General features: G+C 62.9%; 25 protein-coding genes. 10 read left to right on the forward strand and 15 right to left on the reverse strand.

Annotated elements, in window-relative coordinates; all coding sequences use genetic code 11:
• Nucleotides 1-68 precede the first annotated feature (68 nt).
• Complete coding sequence (locus LB516_RS07865; RefSeq protein WP_015317588.1) at nt 69-521, forward strand: MaoC family dehydratase; 453 nt, start codon at nt 69-71, stop codon at nt 519-521.
• A complete protein-coding gene (locus LB516_RS07870; protein ID WP_015317587.1) occupies nt 521-1,402 on the forward strand; it encodes an HpcH/HpaI aldolase/citrate lyase family protein in 882 nt (293 codons plus the stop codon). The genes LB516_RS07865 and LB516_RS07870 overlap by 1 nt, the downstream gene beginning before the upstream one ends.
• Before the next feature lie 3 nt (nt 1,403-1,405).
• Here the strand turns inward: LB516_RS07870 and LB516_RS07875 are convergent, their stop codons facing one another.
• Together LB516_RS07875 and LB516_RS07880 are read right to left on the reverse strand one after the other, a co-directional pair.
• Nucleotides 1,406-2,014 carry a flavin reductase family protein gene (locus LB516_RS07875; protein WP_140723633.1) on the reverse strand — a complete coding sequence of 203 codons (609 nt, stop codon included), beginning with the start codon at nt 2,012-2,014 and terminating at the stop codon, nt 1,406-1,408.
• A complete protein-coding gene (locus LB516_RS07880) occupies nt 2,015-2,599 on the reverse strand; it encodes a nitroreductase (RefSeq protein ID WP_015317585.1) in 585 nt (194 codons plus the stop codon). It abuts the gene before it with no gap.
• Between the two features lie 155 nt (nt 2,600-2,754).
• Between LB516_RS07880 and LB516_RS07885 the strand changes: the two genes are divergently transcribed.
• Nucleotides 2,755-3,717 carry a hypothetical protein gene (locus LB516_RS07885; RefSeq protein WP_140616135.1) on the forward strand — a complete coding sequence of 321 codons (963 nt, stop codon included), beginning with the start codon at nt 2,755-2,757 and terminating at the stop codon, nt 3,715-3,717.
• 3 nt (nt 3,718-3,720) lie between these two features.
• Here LB516_RS07885 and LB516_RS07890 read toward each other — a convergent pair whose 3' ends face one another.
• From LB516_RS07890 to yidD, 4 genes are all read right to left on the reverse strand, one after another.
• The gene (locus LB516_RS07890; protein WP_140616133.1) at nt 3,721-4,659 is read right to left on the reverse strand and encodes a lysophospholipid acyltransferase family protein; all 939 of its coding nucleotides are present in this window, start codon (nt 4,657-4,659) and stop codon (nt 3,721-3,723) included.
• Between the two features lie 86 nt (nt 4,660-4,745).
• On the reverse strand, nt 4,746-6,722 hold the full coding sequence (thrS, locus tag LB516_RS07895) for a threonine--tRNA ligase (protein WP_224598873.1): 1,977 nt from the start codon (nt 6,720-6,722) through the stop codon (nt 4,746-4,748).
• A gap of 144 nt (nt 6,723-6,866) precedes the next feature.
• Nucleotides 6,867-7,685, reverse strand: a complete 819-nt coding sequence (gene blaOXA / locus LB516_RS07900) for a class D beta-lactamase (RefSeq protein ID WP_224719286.1) — start codon at nt 7,683-7,685, stop codon at nt 6,867-6,869.
• Between the two features lie 138 nt (nt 7,686-7,823).
• Nucleotides 7,824-8,198, reverse strand: a complete 375-nt coding sequence (yidD, locus tag LB516_RS07905; RefSeq protein WP_224719379.1) for a membrane protein insertion efficiency factor YidD — start codon at nt 8,196-8,198, stop codon at nt 7,824-7,826.
• A 322-nt stretch (nt 8,199-8,520) separates the two neighbouring features.
• On the opposite strand from yidD, the gene LB516_RS07910 reads away from it, so the two are divergent.
• Nucleotides 8,521-9,438, forward strand: a complete 918-nt coding sequence (locus LB516_RS07910) for a LysR substrate-binding domain-containing protein (protein WP_140616125.1) — start codon at nt 8,521-8,523, stop codon at nt 9,436-9,438.
• 22 nt (nt 9,439-9,460) lie between these two features.
• Here LB516_RS07910 and LB516_RS07915 read toward each other — a convergent pair whose 3' ends face one another.
• Nucleotides 9,461-9,946, reverse strand: coding sequence for a cell envelope integrity protein TolA (locus LB516_RS07915; protein WP_140616123.1), 486 nt, complete (start codon nt 9,944-9,946; stop codon nt 9,461-9,463).
• Between the two features lie 2 nt (nt 9,947-9,948).
• Nucleotides 9,949-10,395, reverse strand: coding sequence for an iron-sulfur cluster assembly scaffold protein (locus tag LB516_RS07920; RefSeq protein WP_015317578.1), 447 nt, complete (start codon nt 10,393-10,395; stop codon nt 9,949-9,951).
• A gap of 240 nt (nt 10,396-10,635) precedes the next feature.
• Between LB516_RS07920 and folE the strand changes: the two genes are divergently transcribed.
• From folE to LB516_RS28830, 5 genes are all read left to right on the forward strand, one after another.
• Complete coding sequence (folE, locus tag LB516_RS07925; RefSeq protein WP_015317577.1) at nt 10,636-11,271, forward strand: GTP cyclohydrolase I FolE; 636 nt, start codon at nt 10,636-10,638, stop codon at nt 11,269-11,271.
• Between the two features lie 42 nt (nt 11,272-11,313).
• A complete protein-coding gene (gene hisI / locus LB516_RS07930) occupies nt 11,314-11,775 on the forward strand; it encodes a phosphoribosyl-AMP cyclohydrolase (protein WP_015317576.1) in 462 nt (153 codons plus the stop codon).
• An 80-nt stretch (nt 11,776-11,855) separates the two neighbouring features.
• A complete protein-coding gene (locus tag LB516_RS07935) occupies nt 11,856-12,830 on the forward strand; it encodes a patatin family protein (RefSeq protein WP_411908811.1) in 975 nt (324 codons plus the stop codon).
• A gap of 91 nt (nt 12,831-12,921) precedes the next feature.
• A complete protein-coding gene (locus LB516_RS07940; protein WP_263492427.1) occupies nt 12,922-13,392 on the forward strand; it encodes a dihydrofolate reductase family protein in 471 nt (156 codons plus the stop codon).
• Nucleotides 13,352-13,480 (forward strand): hypothetical protein, encoded by a 129-nt coding sequence (locus tag LB516_RS28830; RefSeq protein ID WP_263492428.1) that lies wholly within the window; start codon nt 13,352-13,354, stop codon nt 13,478-13,480. The genes LB516_RS07940 and LB516_RS28830 overlap by 41 nt, the downstream gene beginning before the upstream one ends.
• A 23-nt stretch (nt 13,481-13,503) precedes the next feature.
• Here LB516_RS28830 and recJ read toward each other — a convergent pair whose 3' ends face one another.
• The 7 genes from recJ to LB516_RS07975 form a co-directional block, all read right to left on the reverse strand.
• Entirely contained in the window at nt 13,504-15,285 is a 1,782-nt protein-coding gene (recJ, locus tag LB516_RS07945; protein ID WP_224719287.1) for a single-stranded-DNA-specific exonuclease RecJ, read from the reverse strand.
• Nucleotides 15,286-15,504: 219 nt separating this feature from the next.
• Nucleotides 15,505-16,488 carry a class II fructose-bisphosphatase gene (gene glpX / locus LB516_RS07950; protein WP_015317572.1) on the reverse strand — a complete coding sequence of 328 codons (984 nt, stop codon included), beginning with the start codon at nt 16,486-16,488 and terminating at the stop codon, nt 15,505-15,507.
• A 201-nt stretch (nt 16,489-16,689) separates the two neighbouring features.
• Nucleotides 16,690-16,857, reverse strand: coding sequence for a Thivi_2564 family membrane protein (locus tag LB516_RS07955; protein ID WP_015317571.1), 168 nt, complete (start codon nt 16,855-16,857; stop codon nt 16,690-16,692).
• A 69-nt stretch (nt 16,858-16,926) separates the two neighbouring features.
• Nucleotides 16,927-17,283: a hypothetical protein gene (locus LB516_RS07960; protein ID WP_015317570.1), complete on the reverse strand. Its 357-nt coding sequence runs from the start codon at nt 17,281-17,283 to the stop codon at nt 16,927-16,929.
• A gap of 129 nt (nt 17,284-17,412) precedes the next feature.
• Nucleotides 17,413-18,726 carry a homoserine dehydrogenase gene (locus LB516_RS07965; protein ID WP_015317569.1) on the reverse strand — a complete coding sequence of 438 codons (1,314 nt, stop codon included), beginning with the start codon at nt 18,724-18,726 and terminating at the stop codon, nt 17,413-17,415.
• A gap of 37 nt (nt 18,727-18,763) precedes the next feature.
• The gene (locus LB516_RS07970) at nt 18,764-19,981 is read right to left on the reverse strand and encodes an LL-diaminopimelate aminotransferase (protein WP_015317568.1); all 1,218 of its coding nucleotides are present in this window, start codon (nt 19,979-19,981) and stop codon (nt 18,764-18,766) included.
• Between the two features lie 44 nt (nt 19,982-20,025).
• A complete protein-coding gene (locus LB516_RS07975; protein WP_224719288.1) occupies nt 20,026-20,325 on the reverse strand; it encodes a hypothetical protein in 300 nt (99 codons plus the stop codon).
• Between the two features lie 191 nt (nt 20,326-20,516).
• Here LB516_RS07975 and phaC point away from each other — a divergent pair, with 191 nt between their 5' ends.
• Nucleotides 20,517-22,352, forward strand: coding sequence for a class I poly(R)-hydroxyalkanoic acid synthase (gene phaC, locus LB516_RS07980; protein WP_140616115.1), 1,836 nt, complete (start codon nt 20,517-20,519; stop codon nt 22,350-22,352).
• Nucleotides 22,353-22,556: the final 204 nt, after the last annotated feature.

The following is a 22,556-nucleotide window of genomic DNA, read 5'->3' on the forward strand; positions in this document are numbered from 1 at the left end:
TTCATTAACTGGCTTGCGAGCGCCTGAAGCAGCGCCTATCAACCGTCAGACAGCGCAGGAGGCGGAAGATGGCCGGGCTATATCTGGAGGAGTTTGTTGTCGGCCATGTCTTCCGGCACACGCTGCGCAAGACTGTCACCGAGAGCGACAACATGCTGTTTTCGGTGATGACGCTGAACCCGCAGCCGCTGCATATCGACTTCGATTTCGCCGCTAGGAGCGAATGGGGCAAGCCGCTGGTCAACTCGCTGTTCACGCTCGGCCTGATGATCGGCATTTCGGTCAACGACATCACGGTCGGCACGACGGTTGCCAATCTCGGCATGAAGGAAACCGTGTTTCCTCACCCGGTCTTCCATGGCGACACCATCCGCGTCGAAACATCTGTCGTCTCGGTGCGCGAATCCAGGTCGAAGCCCGACCGCGGCATCGTCGAATTCGAGCACCGCGCCTACAACCAGCATGGCGATCTGGTCGCCAAATGCATCAGGCAAGCGATGATGCTGAAGAAGGCAGACTGATGCGCTCGCTGCTATTCGTTCCAGGCGATTCCGAACGGAAGCTGGAAAAGGGATTTGGCGCCGGCGCCGACGTGGTCATCGTCGATCTCGAGGACTCCGTGGCGCCGCAGAACAAGGCGCGGGCGCGCGAGATCGCGGCGCGCTTTATCCTCGAACGCAGGGGGCAAACCAACTCGGCGCTTTATGTCAGGGTCAACGACCTCTCGACCGGAATGACGGACGATGATCTTGCCAAGCTCGTTCCGGCAAGACCGGACGGCATCATGCTGCCTAAATCGAACAGCGGCCAGGATGTGCAGCAGCTCGCGGCCAAGCTCAGGGTTTGGGAAGCCGAAAACGGCCTGCCCGACGGGTCGATAAAAATCCTGCCGATCATCACCGAAACTCCGGCGGGCGTGCTCGCCGCCGCCACCTATGCGGGGACAAGCGCACGGCTCGCCGGTCTCACCTGGGGCGCGGAAGACCTTTCGGCCGCGATCGGCGCACGCTCTGCCCGCGACGAGCACGGCCGCTACACCGATCTCTTCCGTCACGCCCGCCTGACGACCATTCTCGCGGCCGGAGCCGCGGAAGTCGCCGCGATCGACACCGTATTTCCTGGCTTTCGCGACATGGTGGCCTTCGCCGCGGAATGTGCCGACGCCGAGCGTGACGGTTTCATCGGCAAAATGGCGATCCACCCCGATCAGGTGCCCGTCATCAACACCGCCTTCACGCCCTCTGCCGAGGCGGTGAGACAATCGGCGGCTATCGTGGCGGCCTTCGAGGCGGCCGGAAATCCGGGCGTCGTCGGCATCGACGGCAAGATGTTCGACCGTCCGCATCTGCGGCTGGCCGAACGCCTTCTGGCCCGCGCGAAAGCGGCCGGGATATCCGCCTGACGGCTACTCCTTGCCCCAGCGTGGCCGCCGCATCGAAAAGACCTCGTCGACGCTGGCGTAATCCATATAACCGAGACGCGCGACATTGCCGGCCTTGGTGATGTCGAACAGGCCGTCTTTCAGGAAAGCATCGTCGATGTGAACGCCGATCACCTCACCGGCGACGACAAAGGCACTCGTCGGTGATCCGTCCAGCGCCTTCGGGCGAAACACTTCCGTCACCCGGCATTCGAGCGCCGCTGGTGCAGCCGCCACGCGCGGCGGCTTGACGAGACGCGAGGGCGCCATGGCGAGATCGGCATAGATGAACTCGTTGACGCCACGCGGTGCGTCGACGGATGTGTAGTTCATCTTGTCCGCAAGATCGCGGCTGACCAGATTGGCGACGAACTCGCCGGTTTCCTGGGCAAACGAGGCGCTGTCCTTCTCACCCTCCGAGGAAAACCAGACAATGAAAGGTCGCGTCGAAAAGGCGTTGAAGAAGGAGTATGGCGCCAGATTGACCTCGCCGGCCTGGTTCAGCGTCGATATCCAGCCGATCGGGCGCGGCGCGACGATCGCCTTCGAAGGATCGTGCGGCAGGCCATGCCCCTTGGACGGCTCGTAGAACATTCAGCCCGCCCAAGGTCCGGCATAATCGGTGTAGAGCTTGGCCGGATCAGGCCGTGGCCGCTCCGGCGCCGGACCGGCGTAGGAGCCGATATGGATGAACCCGACGACGCGCTCCTGCGGCGCCAGTCCGAGAATCGCCCTGCCCTCCGGCACGTCGGAATACCAGTTGCTGATCATGTTCGTGCCATAGCCCAGCGCAGTGGCCGCGATCATCAGGTTCATCGCCGCCATGCCTCCGGACAGGAACATCTCCCATTGCGGGATTTTTGGGTTCTCCCTCGGAATAGATACGACACCGATCACCAGCGGCGCGCGCGAGAACCGCGCCAGTTCCTGGTTGCGACGGCCTTCCGGCAACGGCCCCTCGCGCTGTTCGGCCAAGGCCGCTAGTTTTTTGCCGATCTCGATGCGGGCTTCGCCGCGATAAAGGATGAAGCGCCACGGTTCGAGCCGTCCATGGTCGGGCACGCGTGTGGCGGCGGTGATCATCGTGGCGATATCGGCGTCGCTGGGCGCCGGTTCCCTGAGGTCGGGTATCGGCGCTGAATTTCGGGTCAATAGAAAGTCGATGATCGGCGACGCCATGGGCGCAAGTCTCCTGAAACACTCTGTTTTGAGCTGAAGCGCACCATCGGGAATTCGGGCGGCTCGGGCAAAGGCGCGCAAACGCCGGGCTGAAGAGTCCCGGATCGGACTCTTAAGCCTTGAAATTGCCACCGCCATGGGCTTCAACGCAAGGCATGTTTGAGGGGCGACTGCGTCTTTTCCTGGTTCGGCTCTGCGCCGCGCTGTTCCTGCTGCCGGTCTCCATGGCTGTCGCGCAGGAAAAGGACGGCGTCGGCGACCTGAAACTTCCCGGAATTTCGAGCTATGCAACGCCGAAGAGCGAGACCCCGCTGGCGCTTGGCGGCGGTGGCGCCATCACGCTCTCGGCCCAGTTGACCGACAAGGGCACCGACATCACCCGTGGACTCGTCTGGCGTGTCTTCAAGCCCGAAGCGGTGAACGGCAAATTGCCGATGGTCGCCTCCTCCCATGGCGGCAGCGCCGTCTTCCAGCTCGAGCCCGGCAGTTACCTGGTCCACGCTTCCTATGGCCGCGCCGGCGCCACCAAGCGCATCACCGTCGGCAAGGAAGCCAAGCGAGAAAGCCTCGTGCTTGATGCCGGCGGCCTGAAGCTCGATGCGGTTCTGTCCGGCGGCGTGCGCATTCCGCCGAAGAAACTGCGCTTTTCGATATATGAGGGCACCGCCGAGGCCAATGGCGACCGCGCGCTGATCATTCCCGATGTCGAACCCAACAGCGTCGTGCGGCTCAATGCCGGCATCTATCATGTCGTCTCGACTTACGGCGCGGTCAACGCCGTCATCCGATCCGACATCCGCGTCGAGGCGGGCAAGCTGACGGAAGCCACCGTCGAGCATCACGCCGCTGAAATCACCATGAAGCTGGTACGCGAGACGGGCGGCGAAGCGATTGCCGACACCTCGTGGTCGCTGCTCAACGAATCCGGCGATCCGATCAAGGAAACCGTCGGCGCCTTCGCCTCGATGGTGCTGGCCGAAGGCGACTACACCATCATCGCCAAGAACCGCGATCGCATCTACCAGAAGGATTTCACGGTCGTTGGCGGGCAGAACCAGGAAATTGAGGTTCTCGCCACCGAAGCAGCGGCGATGGATCCCGAGGAAGGCGCCGATTAGCCTTCAGGCGGCGAGCTTGGTTCGCGCCGGGAGGAACGGAATGCGACGGCGCGGCAGGCTCGGCGCCAGGTCGAATACACCGCGATAGAGACGGTCGAGCAACGTTTTGCGGTCGCGCAGCGGCTCCAGTTCGTTCCAGCTCAGCACGTTGCCGACGCGCACGTCGATCGCCCTGCCGGACAGCCGCGCGAATTCGCGAATGAGCAGCGAGGTGCGCAAGGTCAGCGAGGCCTTGCCGACGAATTTGGCCACACGCCCGTCGCGCTCGGCCATGTTCATCGGCCCGCTGACCAGATGGAAAAGCCTGCCGTTCTGGCCGGAGAAATGCATGGGGATGACCGATGCCTTGGCCTCCTGGACGAGACGGGCCGGAAACATCTTCCACGGCAGGTCGCGCGCGCGGCCAAAACCCTTGGGCGCAGTGGCCACGCCGCCGGCCGGAAACACCACAATGGTGACACCTTCCCTGAGCAGCCGGACCGCCTCATGGCGCACCGCCATGTTGTTCTTCACCGCGTCCTTGGTCTCGGAAAAGTCGATCGGCAGCGAATAGGGCTCCATCTCGCGGATCCTGAGCAGGTCCTTGTGGATCATTACCCGGAAAGGCCGGCCGAGTTGCTCTGCCAGCGACAGCACGGCAATGCCGTCGCCGATGCCGAAGGGATGGTTGGCGACGATCACCAGTGGCGTGTCGGGCAATTGCGCGGGCGGCCATTGGTCGGGAATTCGCACGCCCACGTCGATGAGGTCCAGCATGCGGCTGAACACACGCTCGCCCGTCGGCACCACCTGGCGGCGCCAGAAATCATAAAGCGCGGCAAAGCGATCGCGGCCTGACAGGCCTTCGACCGAATGGATGAACCAGCGCGCCAGCGCCGGCTGGTGCGGATTGGCGTAGGAAAGCTCTGGGAACGGTCGTTCGCGCGATTTCAGCTTGAGCATAGGGGCTCGTTACAACGTTGCCGTGACAGGGATATGAAAATGGCGGTGGATCGCTCCACCGCCATTCGATCGAAAAACACTCCGATTCAAGCAGCGCGCTTGCGTCGGCGATCAGGCGTGATCGCTTCTTCGGTCAGCCGTTCGATTGCTTCGGCAAGACCAAGCGATTCCTGATCGCGCGAGCCGAGCCGGCGGATGTTGACCGTCTGCTCCTCCGCCTCGCGCTTGCCGCAGACGAGGATGACCGGCACCTTGGCCAGGCTGTGCTCACGGACCTTGTAGTTGATCTTCTCGTTGCGCAGATCGGCTTCCGCCAACAGCCCGGCGGCCTTCAGCTTTGCCACGACCTCGGTCGCATAGCTGTCGGCGTCTGACGTGATCGTCGCCACCACCACCTGCAGCGGCGCGAACCATAGCGGGAAGTGGCCGGAATAGTTCTCGATCAGGATGCCGAGGAAACGCTCCATCGAACCGCAGATGGCGCGGTGCACCATGACTGGCTGCTTCTTCTCCGAATCCGAGCCGATGTAGAAGGCGCCAAAACGCTCCGGCAGGTTGAAGTCGACCTGCGTCGTCCCGCATTGCCATTCGCGGCCGATGGCATCCTTCAACACATATTCGAACTTCGGCCCGTAGAAGGCGCCCTCACCCGGATTGATCGAGGTCTTGATGCGGTTGCCGGACCTTGTCCTGATCGTCTCCAGCACGCCGCCCATGATCGCCTCGGCATGATCCCAGGCCTCGTCCGTGCCGACACGCTTTTCGGGCCGTGTCGACAGTTTGACGCTGATTTCGTCGAAACCGAAATCGGCATAGGTCGACAGGATCAGGTCGTTGATGCGCAGGCACTCGGAAGCCAGCTGTTCCTCGGTGCAGAAGATGTGCGCATCGTCTTGCGTGAAGCCGCGCACGCGCATCAGCCCGTGCAGCGCGCCCGACGGCTCATAGCGATGCACATTGCCGAATTCCGCCAGCTTCACCGGCAGATCGCGATAGGATTTCAGCCCATGCTTGAAAATCTGCACGTGGCCCGGGCAGTTCATCGGCTTCAGCGCAAAGATGCGGTCATCGTCGGTTTCATCGCCGGCGACCGTCACCTTGAACATGGCGTCGCGGTACCAGCCCCAGTGGCCCGACGTCTCCCACAGGCTCTTGTCGAGCACCTGCGGGGCGTTGACCTCCTGGTAGCCCTGCTCGTCGAGCCGGCGCCGCATGTAGTTGACCAGGTTCTGGAACATCTTCCAGCCCTTGGCGTGCCAGAAGACCACGCCCGGCCCCTCTTCCTGGAAATGGAAAAGGTCCATTTCGCGGCCGAGCTTGCGGTGGTCGCGCTTCTCGGCCTCTTCCAGCATCGTTTGGTAGGCTTCGAGCTGCGCCTGGTCGGCCCAGGCCGTGCCGTAGATGCGCGTCAGCATCGGATTGTTGGAATCGCCGCGCCAATAGGCGCCGGCCACCTTCATCAGCTTGAAGGCGTTGCCGATCTGGCCGGTCGAGGCCATGTGCGGACCGCGGCAGAGATCGAACCAGTCGCCCTGCGCATAGATCTTGAGATCCTGGTCCTCGGGAATGGCATCGATCAGTTCGAGCTTGTAGCGCTCGCCCTTGTCGGCAAAGACCTTTTTTGCCTTGTCGCGCGACCAGACCTCCTTGGTGAACGGCTTGTTGCGCGCGATGATCTCGCGCATTTTCTTCTCGATCACCGGGAAATCGTCTGGGGTGAACGGCTCGTTGCGGGCAAAGTCGTAATAGAATCCGTTCTCGATCACTGGTCCGATGGTCACCTGCGTTCCCGGCCACAGCTCCTGCACGGCCTCCGCCAGCACGTGCGCGGTGTCGTGGCGGATAAGCTCAAGAGCGCGCGCATCGTCGCGGGTGATGACCTCGACCTTGCCGGACTTGCCGAGCGGGTCGCTGAGGTCGCGCACGGTGCCGTCAATGGCGTAGGCGACGGCCTTCTTGGCCAGCGACTTCGAGATCGATTCGGCGAGACCCGCACCGGTCATCGCCGCATCGTAGTCGCGGACGGAGCCATCGGGAAATGTCAGGGAAACGGAATTCAGCATATGTATCTCCTATCCAGTCCCGCAAACGAGCGCGGGTGGTAAATGCGGATCATCAGCGGTTCGGGGCTGCGACCTGCCAGGGTGCCGGATGCGTCCGGCGGCGGCAGTCTTTTATGAGCAGATGCCGCCGCCGTAAAGCCCGGCTCACTTAATCAGCTGTGGCAGGTCCTTCAGGAACGCGGCCCGTGTCGCCAACCCCTTCGGCATGTCGGTGCGTTTCGTATCGACGACGAGCCGGGCGAACACGATCTGGCGGCCGTCTTTCCCAGCCCAGCCGACAAACCATCCGAGCGAGCGCTTGTCCTTGCCGCCCGCGCCGAGCCTGGTCGTGCCGGTCTTGCCCTGAACGGCCCAGTCGCCAGCCTTGAAGTTCGGCATGATGGCGCGTGTCATTTCATGCGCCTTGGCCGACACCGGCATTGTGCCGGCCAGCAGTTGCCGCAGGAAGGCAACCTGTTCGACTGGCGTGATCTTGAGCGAGGAGTTAACCCAGGAATGGGTGAGCCCGTCATCCCTGCCAGGATTGCCGGAAACGTCACCATTGCCATAGTTGAACTTCGATACATAGCCGGCAAATTTCTGAGGTCCGAGCCTGCGGGTGATCTCGCGCGAGAACCAGATGATGGAATCACGTTCCCAGATCGTCGGATCGACGGTTTTCTGGTCGCGTTTCACCGCGTTGAACTCAGGCTTGTAGTCCCATGCCGGGGTATGTTCATCGGCAAGGATGCCTGCGTCGTAGCCGATCAGCGAAAGCGGCACCTTGAACGTGGAGGCCGGGCTGAAGCGCTGGTCGCAGATACCGTCCTGGTAAAGCGTCTTGCCGCTCTGGGCATCGGCGATCAGCGTGCACTGCACGTCCGCGAGCGGCGCGGACTGCGCGCGCATCGGAAATCCCAGCAGCCAGGCGAGCAGGAACAGGACACCAGCCATGATAAAGGGAAGACGATCGACATTGCGCATTTTCTGCTCGCTCCAGAAGGGGGTTCGCGAGCGGGCTTAGCGAGGTCTCTTGTCTCGATTTTGTCTCAAATGCGCAGTTGTTGTGCAGGCTTGCGTTAACCCTACCGGAGCGTAAACAGCGCGGTGTGACCAGCCACCCTAGCCCTGCGCTCCGCCGCGCTTGCGGCCGACCCGCCAATAACGCCAGGGCATGAACCAGACGTAACGGTCCGCCAGCGCTTCCGGAACCAGATCGATGCCATGCGTGCCGAATGGGCCGCAGCGCAGCACGCGGAACAACCCCATCCAGCCGCCGGCCCAAAGGCCATGGCGGGCGATCGCCTCATGCGCGTATTCCGAACAGGTCGGCAGATGGCGGCAGGAATTGCCGACAAAGCCGGACAGCGTCAGTTGGTAAAGCCGCACGAGCGAGGTGCCGAGCAAGCGGCCCGGCGTCTTGCGCCAGGGGCCGGGCCAGTTGCGGCCGCGCCTCGACGCTCCGGCTGTATGCGCATGCCTGTGCTGGTCGCCCACTGCGATCTCCGCGTTTTCCAGCTGATAGATGTGCGCTTGCACCGGAGAACGCAATCCCGATCGCCGTGCGGTCACGGGCGGGAACGGCGAAATGGCCGTCGGTCGGCTGGCGGCGCCCAGCGGCCAGGATGAGACCATTCTTCGTGATGCCTTGTAGCGCGTCTTTCGTCGCGCCATTGGAACGTCGCGATCCGTATGACGTCGCCAAGGATCTCAAGCAACTGCATCATGGCGGCATCTCCTTGAAGACGATTAGACCGCCGCTGGCCTTCGCCTTCAAACGAGTATAATTTCCGTTTCGGATAATCCTGGGTTATGCGAAATGAAGCGTGGACGCTTGCCCCTGACGGCGTTGAGGAGCTTCGAGGCGGCGGGGCGGCATTTGAGCTTCAGCAACGCCGCCGAGGAGCTTTTCGTCTCGCAGGCGGCGATCAGCCGGCAGATCCGCGAACTCGAAACCTTCCTGCGCCAACCGCTTTTCGAACGGCACCATCGCCGCGTCGAACTGACGGATGCAGGCCGTCGGCTGCTTGCTCAACTGGTCAGAAGTTTCGACGACATCGACAAACTACTCTCGGAACTGGTCGCGGTTCCCGCGCAGGCCGTGGTTCGTGTCAGCGTCGAGCCGTCGATTGCATCCGTCTGGCTGGTACCCCGGCTCAACCGGTTTCGCCAGTTGCGGCCCGATATCGACGTCTCCCTCGAAGTGGACCCAAGGCTGATCGAGTTCCGCAGCGACCAGCCCGAACTTGCCTTACGTTTCAGCTCGAACGCGACGTCATGGCCCCGCAGCGAAGCCGAGCGGCTGGCCTCGACAGTCGATTCGCCGGTTCTGTCGCCGGCGCTGCTTTCATCGGGCCCAGCCCTCGGGAAGCCGGCCGATCTTGCTCGCTTCACGCTTTTGCACGAGGAAAACCGCCAGGGTTGGACGCGCTGGTTCGAGGCGGCGGGCGTACCCGCCAACGCCATGCCCACGCGCGGGCCGATGCTTGCGGACGCCTCACTCTCCAAGCAGGCCGCGCTGCTCGGCCACGGCGTGGCGCTGGGCGATCTCCTGCAGATTGGAGAAGAATTGGAGACCGGAGCACTGGTCAAACCGTTCGACATCGATGTCGCATCCGGGGCCTATTGGCTGGTGGCCAGGAGTTTGCACAGTCTCTCCGAACCGGCCGCGGCCTTCGCCGACTGGCTAAGAAGCGAATTCATCGAAAGCAGGCGAGCGCTGAAAGCTCCGGCCTGAGCCGTGCGCTGGCCGGAGCCGGCTACTTTACCTTCTTGTATTTTCCGAGAAGTTTATCGAGGTCGTTGATGTCCATGGACGGATGTCCCGCCGCGGGGTCGACTGCTGGGTAGAATGTGACGACGATGTCGCGCCACAAATCATAGTCGGCGCCGTAGGACGCCAGCCCGGGAAACGGCGCGCAACGCGTGATCGCGCGAATGGCGGCTTCGGCAACCTTATGCCTTGCCGATGTCACGGGGCCGACGATTTTTGGCGGCCCGGCGAGCGATCCGTCCTTGTTCAGGCTGATCCGGACGCGTGCAGTACTTGTGGCATTTGCGGGCACGTTCCAGCAGGGCTGGACGGCCCTCATGAGATAGTCGCCGATATCGCGCTGGACTGCTGGTTCCGCCCCGCTTGAGCCACCGGCCGACACAAGTGAAGCGGCAAGAGTACCGGCGAACACCAAGCCATGGCATGAACGACCGCTCTGGCGGGATCCGCTCACCGTAAGGTCGAAGACCACTCTCAGGCCGCTTCGTCGGCGCGCTTCTTCTCGATCTGGCCGATGGCGTCGACCACGGCGTCGAAAGTCAGCATGGTCGACGCATGACGCGCCTTGTAGTCGCGCACCGGCTCCAGATAGCCGAGGTCGGCGAAGCGGCCTTCCGGCGGCGCGCCGTTCTCCTTCAGCATCTTCAGCATGGTCTCGCGCACCGCGCGCAATTCCTCGGCGCTGGCGCCGACGACATGTTGCGCCATGATCGAGGACGATGCCTGGCCGAGCGCGCAGGCCTTCACGTCGTGGGCGAAGTCGGTGACCACGCCGTCCTCCATCTTGAGGTCGACGGTAACGGTCGACCCGCACAGCTTGGAATGCGCCTTCGCGGTCGCGTCGGGATGATCGAGCCGGCCGATGCGGGCGATATTTCCGGCAAAACCGAGAATTTTCGCGTTGTAGACGTCGTTGATCATTATTTTCCAATCCGTCGCCGCCAAGCGAACAGCGATTGCCGTTGTTGCGTCTTTCATTCGCTCGGCACGACCATATATAATGCTGGCAGTCCGGTATCGACAAGGCGGCGAACGCCACTGTCCTTGCCGGGAAGTTCACGCCGCTTACGGGGCTGGAAACGGGGCGAGTTTCCGACACCGAAAGGTCGTGGTCCGTTCAACTCGTTCCTCCTCAGAGAGGAACTACGGGAGACGCCTTTTATGGATGCCGTCATCAAGAAACTAATGCCCCAGTCCGCCTATATGGAAAAGCCGGTCACCGACCGCCCGAGCGAGGCCGAAGTCGAGGCCGCCGTACGCACCTTGCTGCGCTGGACCGGCGACAATCCGGATCGCGAGGGTTTGATCGACACGCCCAAGCGCGTGACCAAGGCCTATCGCGAAATGTTCGGCGGCTACGACATGTGCCCGGCCGAGGAGCTTGGCCGTACTTTCGAGGAGGTCGCCGGCTACGACGACCTGGTCATCGTCAAGGACATCCAGTTCCATTCGCATTGCGAACATCACATGGTGCCGATCATCGGCAAGGCGCATGTCGGCTACCTGCCCGACGGCAAGGTCGTCGGCCTGTCCAAGATCGCGCGCGTCGTCGATATCTTTGCCCATCGGCTGCAGACGCAGGAAGCCCTGACCGCCCAGATTGCCGGCGTCATCCAGGACGTGCTCAACCCGCGCGGCGTTGCCGTCATGATCGAGGCCGAGCACATGTGCATGGCCATGCGCGGCATCCGTAAGCAAGGTTCCACAACGCTGACCTCCACCTTCACGGGCGTCTTCAAGGATACGCCCGAAGAGCAGGTTCGTTTTGTCACCATGGTGCGCGGCGGCAGGGCGTAAGCCCTTTGCCGACGTCGCGGTCAATAGGAAGATAGACCGGCAATGTCGGCACTGGAATTTCCGGAAGCTCCCTCGGACAAGAAAGCCTTGGAGGAAGGCGCGGTGTTTTCGCCGCGCTTCGATGCCGCCGGTCTTGTCACCGTCGTCGTCACCGATGCCGCCGACGGCATGCTGCTGATGGTCGCGCATATGAATGCACGGGCGCTGGCTCTGACGCTGGAAACAGGCATTGCCCATTACTGGTCGCGCTCGCGCAACACGCTCTGGAAGAAGGGCGAAACCTCGGGCAATTTCCAGCATGTCGTCGAGATGCTCACGGATTGTGACCAGGATGCGGTGTGGCTTCGCGTGAAAGTGTTGGGCCACGACGCAACCTGTCACACCGGCCGGCGTTCATGCTTTTATCGGACGGTGGGGCTGATCGACGGCAAGGGGACGCTTGCCGACGACGGCAGCAAGCCGCTGTTCGATGCGGAAAACACGTATCGGAAGCCATCAGCTTGAACCTTCTGCCTGACACCGACCACATAGATTCATCATTTCGATACGGCCCGTCCGTATACTAGCCTGGGACAAGGGAGATCATGATGCTCGAATGGGCGTCATTGCGTAACAGACCAGATGTCAGGGAGGCCAACGGCCTGTCCTCGGCAGGCGGCGCATCCGAAACAACCTCCCCCAAGAAAACAGGTATTTCGCTCGCGCTCGGCGGCGGTTGCGCCAGAGGCTGGGCCCATATCGGCGTGCTGCGCGCGCTCGATGAAGCCGGCATCGAAGTTTCGATGATCGCCGGCACCTCGATCGGCGCCCTGGTCGGTGGCTGTTATCTGGCCGGCAAACTGGATGAGCTGGAAGAGTTCGCCCGCAGCCTCACCAGACGACGTATCTTCGGCCTGCTCGATCTCAACCTGCGCGGCAGCGGCCTCTTCGGCGGGATGAAGCTGGACGCGCGCCTGCGCGAGCACGTGGCCGGCATCCGCTTCGACGATCTGCCCAAGCCATTTGTCTGCGTCGCGTCGGAAATCCGCACCGGCCACGAGATCTGGCTGTCGAGCGGATCGCTGATCACCGCCATGCGCGCGTCCTACGCGCTGCCTGGCGTGTTCGAGCCTGTCGATTGCAACGGCCGCGTGCTGGTGGACGGAGCGCTGGTCAACCCGGTGCCCGTTTCGGTCTGCCGCGCCTACGAGCAGCCGCTCGTCGTGGCGGTCAACCTCCACTACGACCTGTTCGGCCGCGCCGCCGTGATCAAGCACAGCGCTGGCGAGCTGGTTATCGAAAAGGATGCGCCAAGGCCCGGCCAGGTCGACGCCCAACACCAATCGCACCAGACGCGTTTGGGCATCACCGGCGTGATGGTCGAAGCCTTCAACATCATCCAGGACCGTATTTCGCGGGCGAGACTTGCCGGCGATCCGCCCGACATGTCGCTGCAGCCCAAGCTCAGCCATATCGGCCTCACCGAATTTCACCGGGCCGACGAGGCGATCCAGCTCGGCTACCAGGCGACGATGGCGCAGATCGGCGAACTGACGCGGCTGCAGACGGTTCTCGCCTAGACCATTTCCTCAAGTTGTATTGGCCTCAGGGCAAACTGATTGCCAAACGCAATTGGTTATGGTGTCTGCGTCGCTTGAGGCGGAGGTGCCGATGGCCAGGATTGTCTATTCCATGCTGACGTCGTTGGACGGCTATATCGCCCGATCGAACGGGGACATCGGCTTGCCAGTGCCCGAGGCGGAACTGCACCAGCACTTCAACGACATGATGAGGCAGGCTTCCGCCGTGCTCGCCGGACGGCGCATGTACGAAACCATGCGCTTCTGGGACAGCCCTGAACGCGAAACCGGCGCCACCGAGGTCGAGCGGGATTTTGCCCATGCATGGCGCGAAACGCCGAAGATCGTCTTCTCGACCACGCTTCGGCAAGTCGGGCTCAATGCCCGGCTGGTGGATGGCGATGCGGAGGATGCGGTACGATCTCTCAAGGCGCAGGCCGATGGCCTCGTCATCCTTGGCGGCGCCCGACCTTGCCGCCTCTCTGGCACGAGCCGGCCTCATCGACGAATACCGACTCTATATGCATCCCGTGGTGCTGGGTGGCGGCAAGCCATATTTTGAATCCGGCCTGTCGCTGGCGTTGACCCCGCTCGGCACGCAAAGTCTCCCCCAGGGCGTGACGTTGCTGCGTTATGCGCCGGCCGGCTGAATTGCGCGGGTTTCCGGCGCGCCCTACGCCCGCGCGGCGTCGATGATGCGAAACTGCACCGTACGGTTGCCGTTCCAGTAATTGCCCGACAGCGAGCCGGCGACATGCACCGTCTTGCCGCGGTTCTTGGAAAGGAACTCGCCAAGCACCGTATCGACGGCGCGAAAGGCGATCGCCTGGATGCGGCCGCCGCTCTCCGACTGTAAATCGGCGCGAATATGGTTGGTGCCGACCGGCCTGATGTCGGCCAGCCGATGGCGCGGCAGCACGAAAACAGGCGCGACATGCCCGGCACCGAAGGGCCCCGCCTTTTCCAACGCATCGAGCAGGCCGAGCGTCGCGCCTTCGGCGGCAAGCGCGCCGTCTATCGCCAGGCTTTCCTCATCCTGCAACCTGAAAACGTCGGCGGCTGCCCGCTCCTCGAAGAAGGCCCTGAGCTCACCCAGTCTTGCCCGCTCGACGGTGATGCCGGCAGCCATGCCATGGCCGCCGCCCTTGACGATGAGCCCGGCATTGGCGGCTTCGCGCACCAGCCGGCCAAGGTCGAAACCCGACACCGAACGGCCCGAGCCCGTGCCGGTGCCGTTGGCGTTGAAGGCGATGGCAAAGGCCGGCCGCCGTGCGTGATCCTTCAGTCGTGAGGCAAGCAGGCCTACGATGCCGGGGTGCCAGCTGTTGCTGGCGGTGACGACGATCGCCGGCCCGCTGCCGCCCGCGAGCTCGGCATCGGCTTCGGCGCGCGCGGCGGCGAGCATCTCCTGCTCCATCAGCTGCCGCTCCTGGTTCAGCCGGTCTAGCGTCTCGGCGATGGTGCGGGCCTCGACCGGATCGTCGGTTGCAAGCAGCCGGCTGCCGAGTGCCGCATCGCCAATTCGCCCGCCCGCATTGATGCGCGGACCGATCAGATAGGCGAGATGGAAGGTGCTGATCGGCTCGCCAACGCGTGACACCCGTGCCAGCGCGGCCATTCCTTCATTCTTCTGCTGCCGCGCCACTTGCAAACCCTTGACGACGAAGGCGCGATTGACGCCCGTGAGCGGCACCACGTCGCAGACGGTGGCAAGCGCCACGAGATCGAGCAGGGAAAGCAGGTCGGGCGGCGTGACATCGCTCAGGCCACGCAGCACCTTTGCGGTCTGGACCAAGGCGAGGAACACGACACCGGCGGCACAGAGATGGCCCTGTCCGGAAAGGTCGTCGTCGCGGTTTGGATTGACGACGGCAATTGCCGCAGGCAAGACGCCGCCGACCTGGTGGTGGTCGAGCACCACGACATCGGCGCCGGCGGCATTGGCCGCGTCGATCGAAACGGCGCTGTTGGTGCCGCAATCGACTGTGACGATCAGCGTCGCGCCGCGCGATATCAGTTCGCGCATGGCATCGGGATTGGGACCGTAGCCCTCGAAAATACGATCCGGGATATAGATTTCCGACGGCACCGAGAAATGCGTGAGAAACCGCTTCAGCAAGGCCGACGAGGCGGCGCCATCGACGTCGTAATCGCCGAAGATCGCAATTTTCTCCCGCGCCATGACGGCGGCGGCGATGCGGATGGCGGCCTTGTCCATATCGGTCAGCGAGGCCGGGTTCGGCAACAGGTCGCGGATCGTCGGCTCGAGAAACCGCTCGGTCTCATCGGCGGCCACGCCGCGTCCGGCAAGAACGCGCGCGACGATGTCGGGCACGCCATGACCCTGTGCGATGGCGAGCGCGATCATGTCCTGCCGTTCGGTCAGCCGGTGCTCCCAGGAGAGACCGGTTGCCGACTGCCTGACATCGAGGAAGAGGCGCCTTTCGCCCATCATGCGCTTTGCCAACTCATGGTTGGCGGCAGGATAAGCCAAAGGCCGCGGGAGACTTCAAGAAAAACTACGCTTTCCGCCTTTCAGCCGTGCACCCACCGTTCGCTGGCCGCCCGAGACATCAGAGGCCGCATGCCGATCGGGCGGTGTCATCGTTGAACCCCTGCCGCCATCGGAGGCAGCCAGATGGCTAACAACTGCGGCCCGGCTTCGCAAGCGGGTCTAGAACTTATCCATATCCTGGTGCCTGGCCTTGATCTCGCGCACGGTCCGCGATGACGATCGCAGCACGATCGTGTGGGTGGTGATGTATGTGCGGCCGAACTTGACGCCAGCCAGCATGTTGCCATCGGTGACACCGGTGGCCGCGAACAGCACGTCGCCGCGCGCCATGTCTTCCGCTTGATAGATCCGCTTCGGATTGGAAATGCCCATCTTTGCGGCACGTGCGACCTTTTCCGGCGTATCAAGGATCAGCCTGCCTTGCATCTGGCCGCCGGTGCAGCGCAACGCCGCAGCGGCCAGCACGCCTTCCGGCGCGCCCCCGGTGCCGAGATAGATATCGATGCCGGTTTCTTCCGCGTCCGTGGTGTGGATGACGCCGGCGACGTCGCCGTCGCCGATCAGCCGGATCGCGGCGCCCGTGGCGCGCACGGCATCGATCAGCTTGGCGTGGCGCGGACGGTCGAGAATGCAGGCCGTGATGTCGGACACAGCAACGCCCTTCGCTCGCGCAAGGCTGGCGACGTTTTCGGCCGGCGAGGCGTCGATATCGATGACCCCGTCGGCGTAACCGGGACCGACCGCGATCTTGTCCATGTAGACGTCGGGCGCGAACAGCAGGCTGCCCTTCTCGGCGATCGCGATCACGGCGAGCGCGTTCGGCAGGTTCTTGGCGCAGATCGTCGTGCCTTCGAGCGGATCAAGCGCGATATCGACCGCGGGCCCTTTGCCGGTCCCGACCTCCTCGCCGATATAGAGCATCGGCGCCTCGTCCCGCTCGCCCTCGCCGATCACCACCGTGCCCTTGATCGCGAGGCGGTTGAGTTCCTCACGCATGGCATCGACGGCGACCTGGTCGGCAGCCTTTTCGTCGCCGCGGCCGCGCAGCCTGGCGGCCGCGACCGCGGCCCGTTCGGTGACGCGCACCAGTTCCATGGTGAGTATCCGGTCAAGGCCGGCGACGATGTTCTGGGCCACATTCATTCGGCAAATCCTCGTTTGATGCCGCCTCCCGCCAGAGGCGTGCTTGTTTTGTCAAACGACCATGACAACGGCAAGACCTGCCGGATGGTTTATCGAAAGGATAGCAATATCAATCGATTGAACCGAATTTTTGAAAACAATGCCGGCCCGGTTTGAGATGAACCGAGCCGGCACGAAACAGAAATTGCCGTCTTCGTGGTCCTAGAAAACCGCGAGGTATTTGAGCAGCGAAATAATGCCGATGATGATGACGATGACCTGGACGATCTGCCTCATCCTGGCATCAAGCGGCAGCCGCTGCACCAGGTAGAGAACGAGAATGATGACCAGAAATGTGATCAGGATGCCGATTAACACGGACGAAGCCATAATGCCCTCCTTAAATGACTTGCTGAAACGGAGAAATGAGCCGGCATTGCCGGCTCAATATCGGCGCGGTCAATACCAGCGGCGCGAGGTGTCGTTCATCGACTGGCCGACGGCAATCCCGGCCAGAAACCCGAGCAGGCCGATCACGCCAACCACGGCGGTCGTCGTGCCCGGATTTTCACGCGCGACTTCCGAAACGGACTGGGCCTGGCTGCGCAACTGCTGCGCTGTCCGCGAGGCGCGGGAAGCGGCAGTATCGTAGAAATCCGATGCTTGCTCACTGGCATCATCGAGCATTTCCGCGCTGCGCTGCGAAATGCTCTTGTTGATCTTGGTGATCTCCTTGCGCAGGTCGGCGATCTGCTTTTCCAGCGTCTTCTGGATGTCGCCGATGTCAGGGGCGTCGGATTTGTTGGTATCGGCCATGAAGCGGCTCCCTTGGTTGCTGACCAAGAGAACGGTACCGACGCCAATTCGTTCCGGGCGGCAGCGGGATGTCCTCACCGAACCGAGATACGCCGCCGGTGGTTACGCCCACGGCAACGAGGCTGCCTGCTACCCTGCCCGCTCGATGCGGATGACCTGCGGCTTGTCGGTCAGATGGCCGTCCTTGGTGATGCCGTCGACAGCCTTGCGCACGGCGGCCTCGGTAGTCTCGTGGGTGACGAGGATCACCGTCTTCTGCGCCGCCGCCTCGCCGCTGACCGCATGCTGGACGATCGATTCCAGCGAAATATCGTTGTCGGCCATGCGCTTGGCGATCGCCGCGAACACGCCGATGCGGTCGTGCACGGTCAGCCGGATGAAGTAGCCGCCGGCATGGCTGCGCATCTGCGCCTTCTTATACGGTCTCAGCTCCTTCGCCGGCCGGCCGAAGACGGGACCATGCTGAAAGCCGGGCCGGCTCTTGGCGATGTCGGCGATGTCGCCGATGACCGCCGAGGCGGTGGCATTGCCGCCGGCGCCGGGGCCCGAGAGCAGCAACTCGCCCAGGATATCGGTCTCGATCGCCACCGCGTTGGTGACACCATGCACCTGCGCGATGACCGAAGCAGTCGGCACCATGGTTGGGTGCACACGCTGCTCGATGCCGCTTTCGGTGCGCTGGGCGACACCGAGCAGCTTGATCCGGTAGCCGAGATCGCCGGCGGCACGGATGTCGGCCTGGGTAATGTTAGAAATGCCTTCCATGTAGATGTCGTTGGCGGCGATTTTGGTGCCGAAGGCAAGGCTGGTCAGGATCGACAGCTTGTGCGCCGTGTCATGGCCCTCGATGTCGAAGGTCGGGTCGGCTTCGGCATAACCCAGCCGCTGCGCGTCCTTCAGCACGACGTCGAAGGAGACGCCCTCGGCCTCCATGCGGGTCAGGATATAGTTGCAGGTGCCGTTGAGGATGCCGAAGACACGAGTGACGGAATTGCCGGCCATCGCCTCGCGCATCGTCTTGATGACCGGGATGCCGCCTGCCACCGCGGCCTCGTAATTGAGCAGCACGCCCTTCTTCTCAGCGATTTCGGCAAGCGCCACGCCATGCTTGGCAAGCAGCGCCTTGTTGGCGGTGACGACATGGCGGCCGGCTTCGAGCGCGGCCTTCACCGAGGCGCGCGCCGACCCCTCATCGCCGCCGATCAGCTCGACGAACACGTCGATCTCGGCGGTCTGCGCCATCTTGACCGGATCGTCGAACCAATTCGCGGAGCTCAGATCGATGCCACGCTCGCGTTTCCGGTCGCGTGCGGAAATCGCCGACACGATGATGTCGCGCCCGCATTGGCGGGTCAGTTCCGCCGCCTTGTCGCGCAACACGCGCGCCACCGATGCACCGACCGTGCCAAGTCCAGCAATTCCAACACGCAGTGCTTCAGCCATGGAAGGCGACGCCCCTCAAATAAGATCGAATTTGTATTTACCGGTGGGCGGACAGCGGCACCACATTGTTGGGCTGCTTGGCGCTGGCCGACAGGAAGCGCTTGATGTTGCGTGCCGCCTGGCGAATCCGGTGTTCGTTCTCGACCAGTGCTACGCGCACGAAATCGTCGCCATGTTCGCCGAAGCCGACACCGGGCGCCACCGCCACATCGGCGTGCTCGATGAGCAGCTTGGAGAATTCGAGCGAGCCCAGATGACGGAACGGCTCAGGGATCGGCGCCCAGGCGAACATCGAGGCCGCGGGGGCCGGAATGGTCCATCCCGCGCGGCCGAACGCATCGACCATCACGTCGCGGCGTTTGTGATAGATGTCGCGCACCTCGGCGATATCGGCGCCGTCGCCATTGAGCGCGTGCGCCGCCGCCACCTGGATCGGCGTGAAGGCACCGTAGTCGAGATAGGATTTGACCCGGGTCAGCGCCGAGATCAGCCGTTCGTTTCCGACGGCGAAGCCCATGCGCCAGCCGGGCATGGAGAAGGTCTTCGACATCGAGGTGAACTCGACGCACACGTCGATGGCGCCCGGCACCTGCAGCACGGAAGGCGGCGGATTGCCGTCGAAGTAGATTTCCGAATAGGCGAGATCGGACAGGATGATGATGTCGTTCTTCTTGGCGAAGGCCACCACGTCCTTGTAGAAATCGAGCGAGGCGACCAGTGCCGTCGGGTTCGATGGATAGTTGAGGATCAGCGCCAGCGGCTTCGGGATCGAATGGCGGACGCCGCGCTCGAGCGCCGGAATGAAGCCGTCATCGGGCTCGACTTGCAGCGAGCGGATGACCCCGCCCGACATGATGAAGCCGAAGGCATGGATCGGATAGGTCGGGTTGGGGCACAGGATCACGTCGCCGGGCGCGGTGATCGCCTGCGCCATGTTGGCGAAGCCTTCCTTCGAACCGAGCGTGGCCACCACCTGGGTGTCGGGGTTGAGCTTCACGCCGAAGCGGCGGGCATAGTAGTTTGCCTGGGCGCGGCGCAAACCGGGAATCCCGCGCGACGAGGAATAGCGGTGCGTGCGCGGATCGCGCACGACCTCGCACAATTTGTCGACGATGGCCTTGGGCGTCGGCAGGTCCGGGTTGCCCATGCCGAGGTCGACGATGTCGGCGCCCCGCGAACGGGCGCTCGCCTTGAGCCGGTTGACCTGCTCGAACACGTAAGGCGGAAGCCGGCGGACCTTGTGAAATTCTTCCATGGCAGTTCCAGACAGCAAGGGAGCGTTGGGCGCGCGCTATATACTCATTTGCAGGTAGGGTCGAGGGCGGGGTCGCATTTGCCTTCGATCTGCTTCAGGGTCTGCGGACCATGTTTCTTGGCGAGATCGGTCAGCGCCGCCTGGTTGGTGACGGCCGCGCCGCCGCCCTTGGCGCCCTGCCCGTTCTCGTCGGCCTTCAACTGGGCGAGCTTGGCTTTCTTCTCGGCCTCGGTGAATTGTTTCGCCGCCACCTGCGGCGGGATGTTGAGGTTCGGAAAGGTGCCGGTGTCCTTCGGGCCCGCGTCGGTGGCCATCGGCACCGGACCGCTGGTATTCGTGCTCAAGCATCCGGCAACGGCCAGGAGCATGAGGGCCGCGCTGATGCGGCAAAAGTGGCCGGCACCGAAAAAAACAGTCTCGCCAAACTTAATCGTCATATTGTTTCCTTGGCAGCCGGGGTAGAGCGAGATTGGACCCTGTCGGATGTCCCATGTTAATATGTCAAGAAAACGCTTCCGGAGGAACCCCGCGAACCATGTCCAAAACACCCGATTCGGGCAAAGCGGAAGATGGCGGACCTTCGACGGTCGAGCAATATCTGGTGAAGGACCCGGAACGCTTCGCGCTGAACATGGCGCGGATGATCGAGCAGGCTGGCAAGGCGGCTTCCGCGTGGGCCGAACCGCGCGAAAAAGGTGAGGTGCGCGACCAAGTCGCCGAGCCGGTGGTCGACATGGTCAAGACCTTCTCCAAGCTCAGCGAATACTGGCTCGCCGATCCGCAGCGGGCGCTCGAAGCGCAGACGCGGCTGTTCGCCGGCTACATGACGGTTTGGGCGAACGCCATCCAGCGCGTCAGCCCCAATGCCGAAGGCGCCGACGATGCCGTCAAGCCGGAGCGCGGCGACAAGCGGTTCCAGGACCCGGAATGGGGCCGCAACGCCTTCTTCGACTTCTTGAAACAGGCCTATCTGGTCACCTCGCGCTGGGCGTCCGAACTGGTCGACCATGCCGAAGGCCTGGACGAGCATACCCGCCACAAGGCGAGCTTCTACGTCAAGCAAGTATCCAACGCCATCTCGCCGTCCAATTTCATCCTGACCAATCCCGAACTGTTTCGCGAAACCGTCGCCTCCAACGGCGAAAACCTGGTGCGCGGCATGAAGATGCTGGCTGAGGACATCGCCGCCGGCAAGGGCGACCTCAAACTGCGTCAGGCTGACTATTCACCCTTCGAGATCGGCAGGAACATCGCCACCACGCCCGGCAAGGTGGTCGGCCGCAGCGATGTCGCCGAGATCATCCAGTATGATGCGGCGACCGAGACGGTGCTGAAGCGCCCGCTGCTGATCTGCCCGCCTTGGATCAACAAGTTCTACATACTCGACCTCAACCCGCAGAAATCCTTCATCCGCTGGGCGATCGAGCAAGGCCACACCGTTTTCGTCATCTCCTGGATCAATCCGGATGAACGCCACGGCGCCAAGAACTGGGAAGCCTATATCAGGGAAGGCCTGCAATACGGCCTCGACACGATCGAGAAGGCGACCGGCGAGCGCGACGTCAATGCTATAGGCTACTGCGTCGGCGGCACGTTGCTGGCGGCGGCCTTGGCGCTGATGGCTGGGGAAGGCGACGACCGCATCAAGTCGGCGACCTTCTTCACCACACAGGTCGACTTCACCCATGCCGGCGATCTGAAAGTGTTCGTCGACGAGGAACAGGTCGCGGCGGTGGAAAAGTCGATGAACGAAAAGGGCTATCTCGACGGCACCAAGATGGCGACCGCCTTCAACATGCTGCGCTCGGGTGACCTGATCTGGCCCTATGTTGTCAACAACTACATGCGCGGCAAGGACCCCCTGCCCTTCGACCTGCTCTACTGGAACGCCGATTCGACCCGCATGGCGGCGGCCAACCACTCTTTTTACCTGCGCAACTGCTATCTCGAGAACAACCTCTCGCGCGGCACGATGCAACTGGCGGGCCACACGATCTCGCTCGGCGATGTCACCATTCCGGTCTACAATCTCGCCTCCCGGGAAGATCACATCGCGCCGGCTCTGTCCGTCTTCCTCGGCTCGAAATATTTCGGCGGCCCGGTCGAGTACGTGATGGCGGGATCGGGCCATATAGCTGGCGTCGTCAATCCGCCCGCATCCAACAAATATCAGTACTGGACCGGCGGTCCGCCGAAGGGCGACTTCGACCAGTGGATAGCCTCCGCCACCGACCATCCGGGATCCTGGTGGCCGCACTGGCAAGGCTGGATAGAGGCCAAGGACAACACCCGTGTGCCTGCCCGCAAACCCGGCAAGCATATGAAAACCTTGGGCGATGCTCCCGGGACCTATGTCAAGGTGCGTGTGTAACGGACTGTAATGTCTGGTGAGTTGACGCCCCCGCAAAAGCGGGCGAAATGGTGTCGTCAACCATCAAGCGGCCGCAATTCGGCAATCGCTGCAAAAATACTTACAGGCTTGCTGATTTGACACAGGTCTCGTTTCCGGATCGGAGACAAAGGTCCACCTGACGCGGACATACCAGTCGGCGCCAGGTATATACCGATCGGACAC

The organism is Mesorhizobium sp. CO1-1-7 (assembly GCF_020164885.1).
Classification (GTDB): Bacteria; Pseudomonadota; Alphaproteobacteria; order Rhizobiales; family Rhizobiaceae; genus Mesorhizobium; species Mesorhizobium australicum.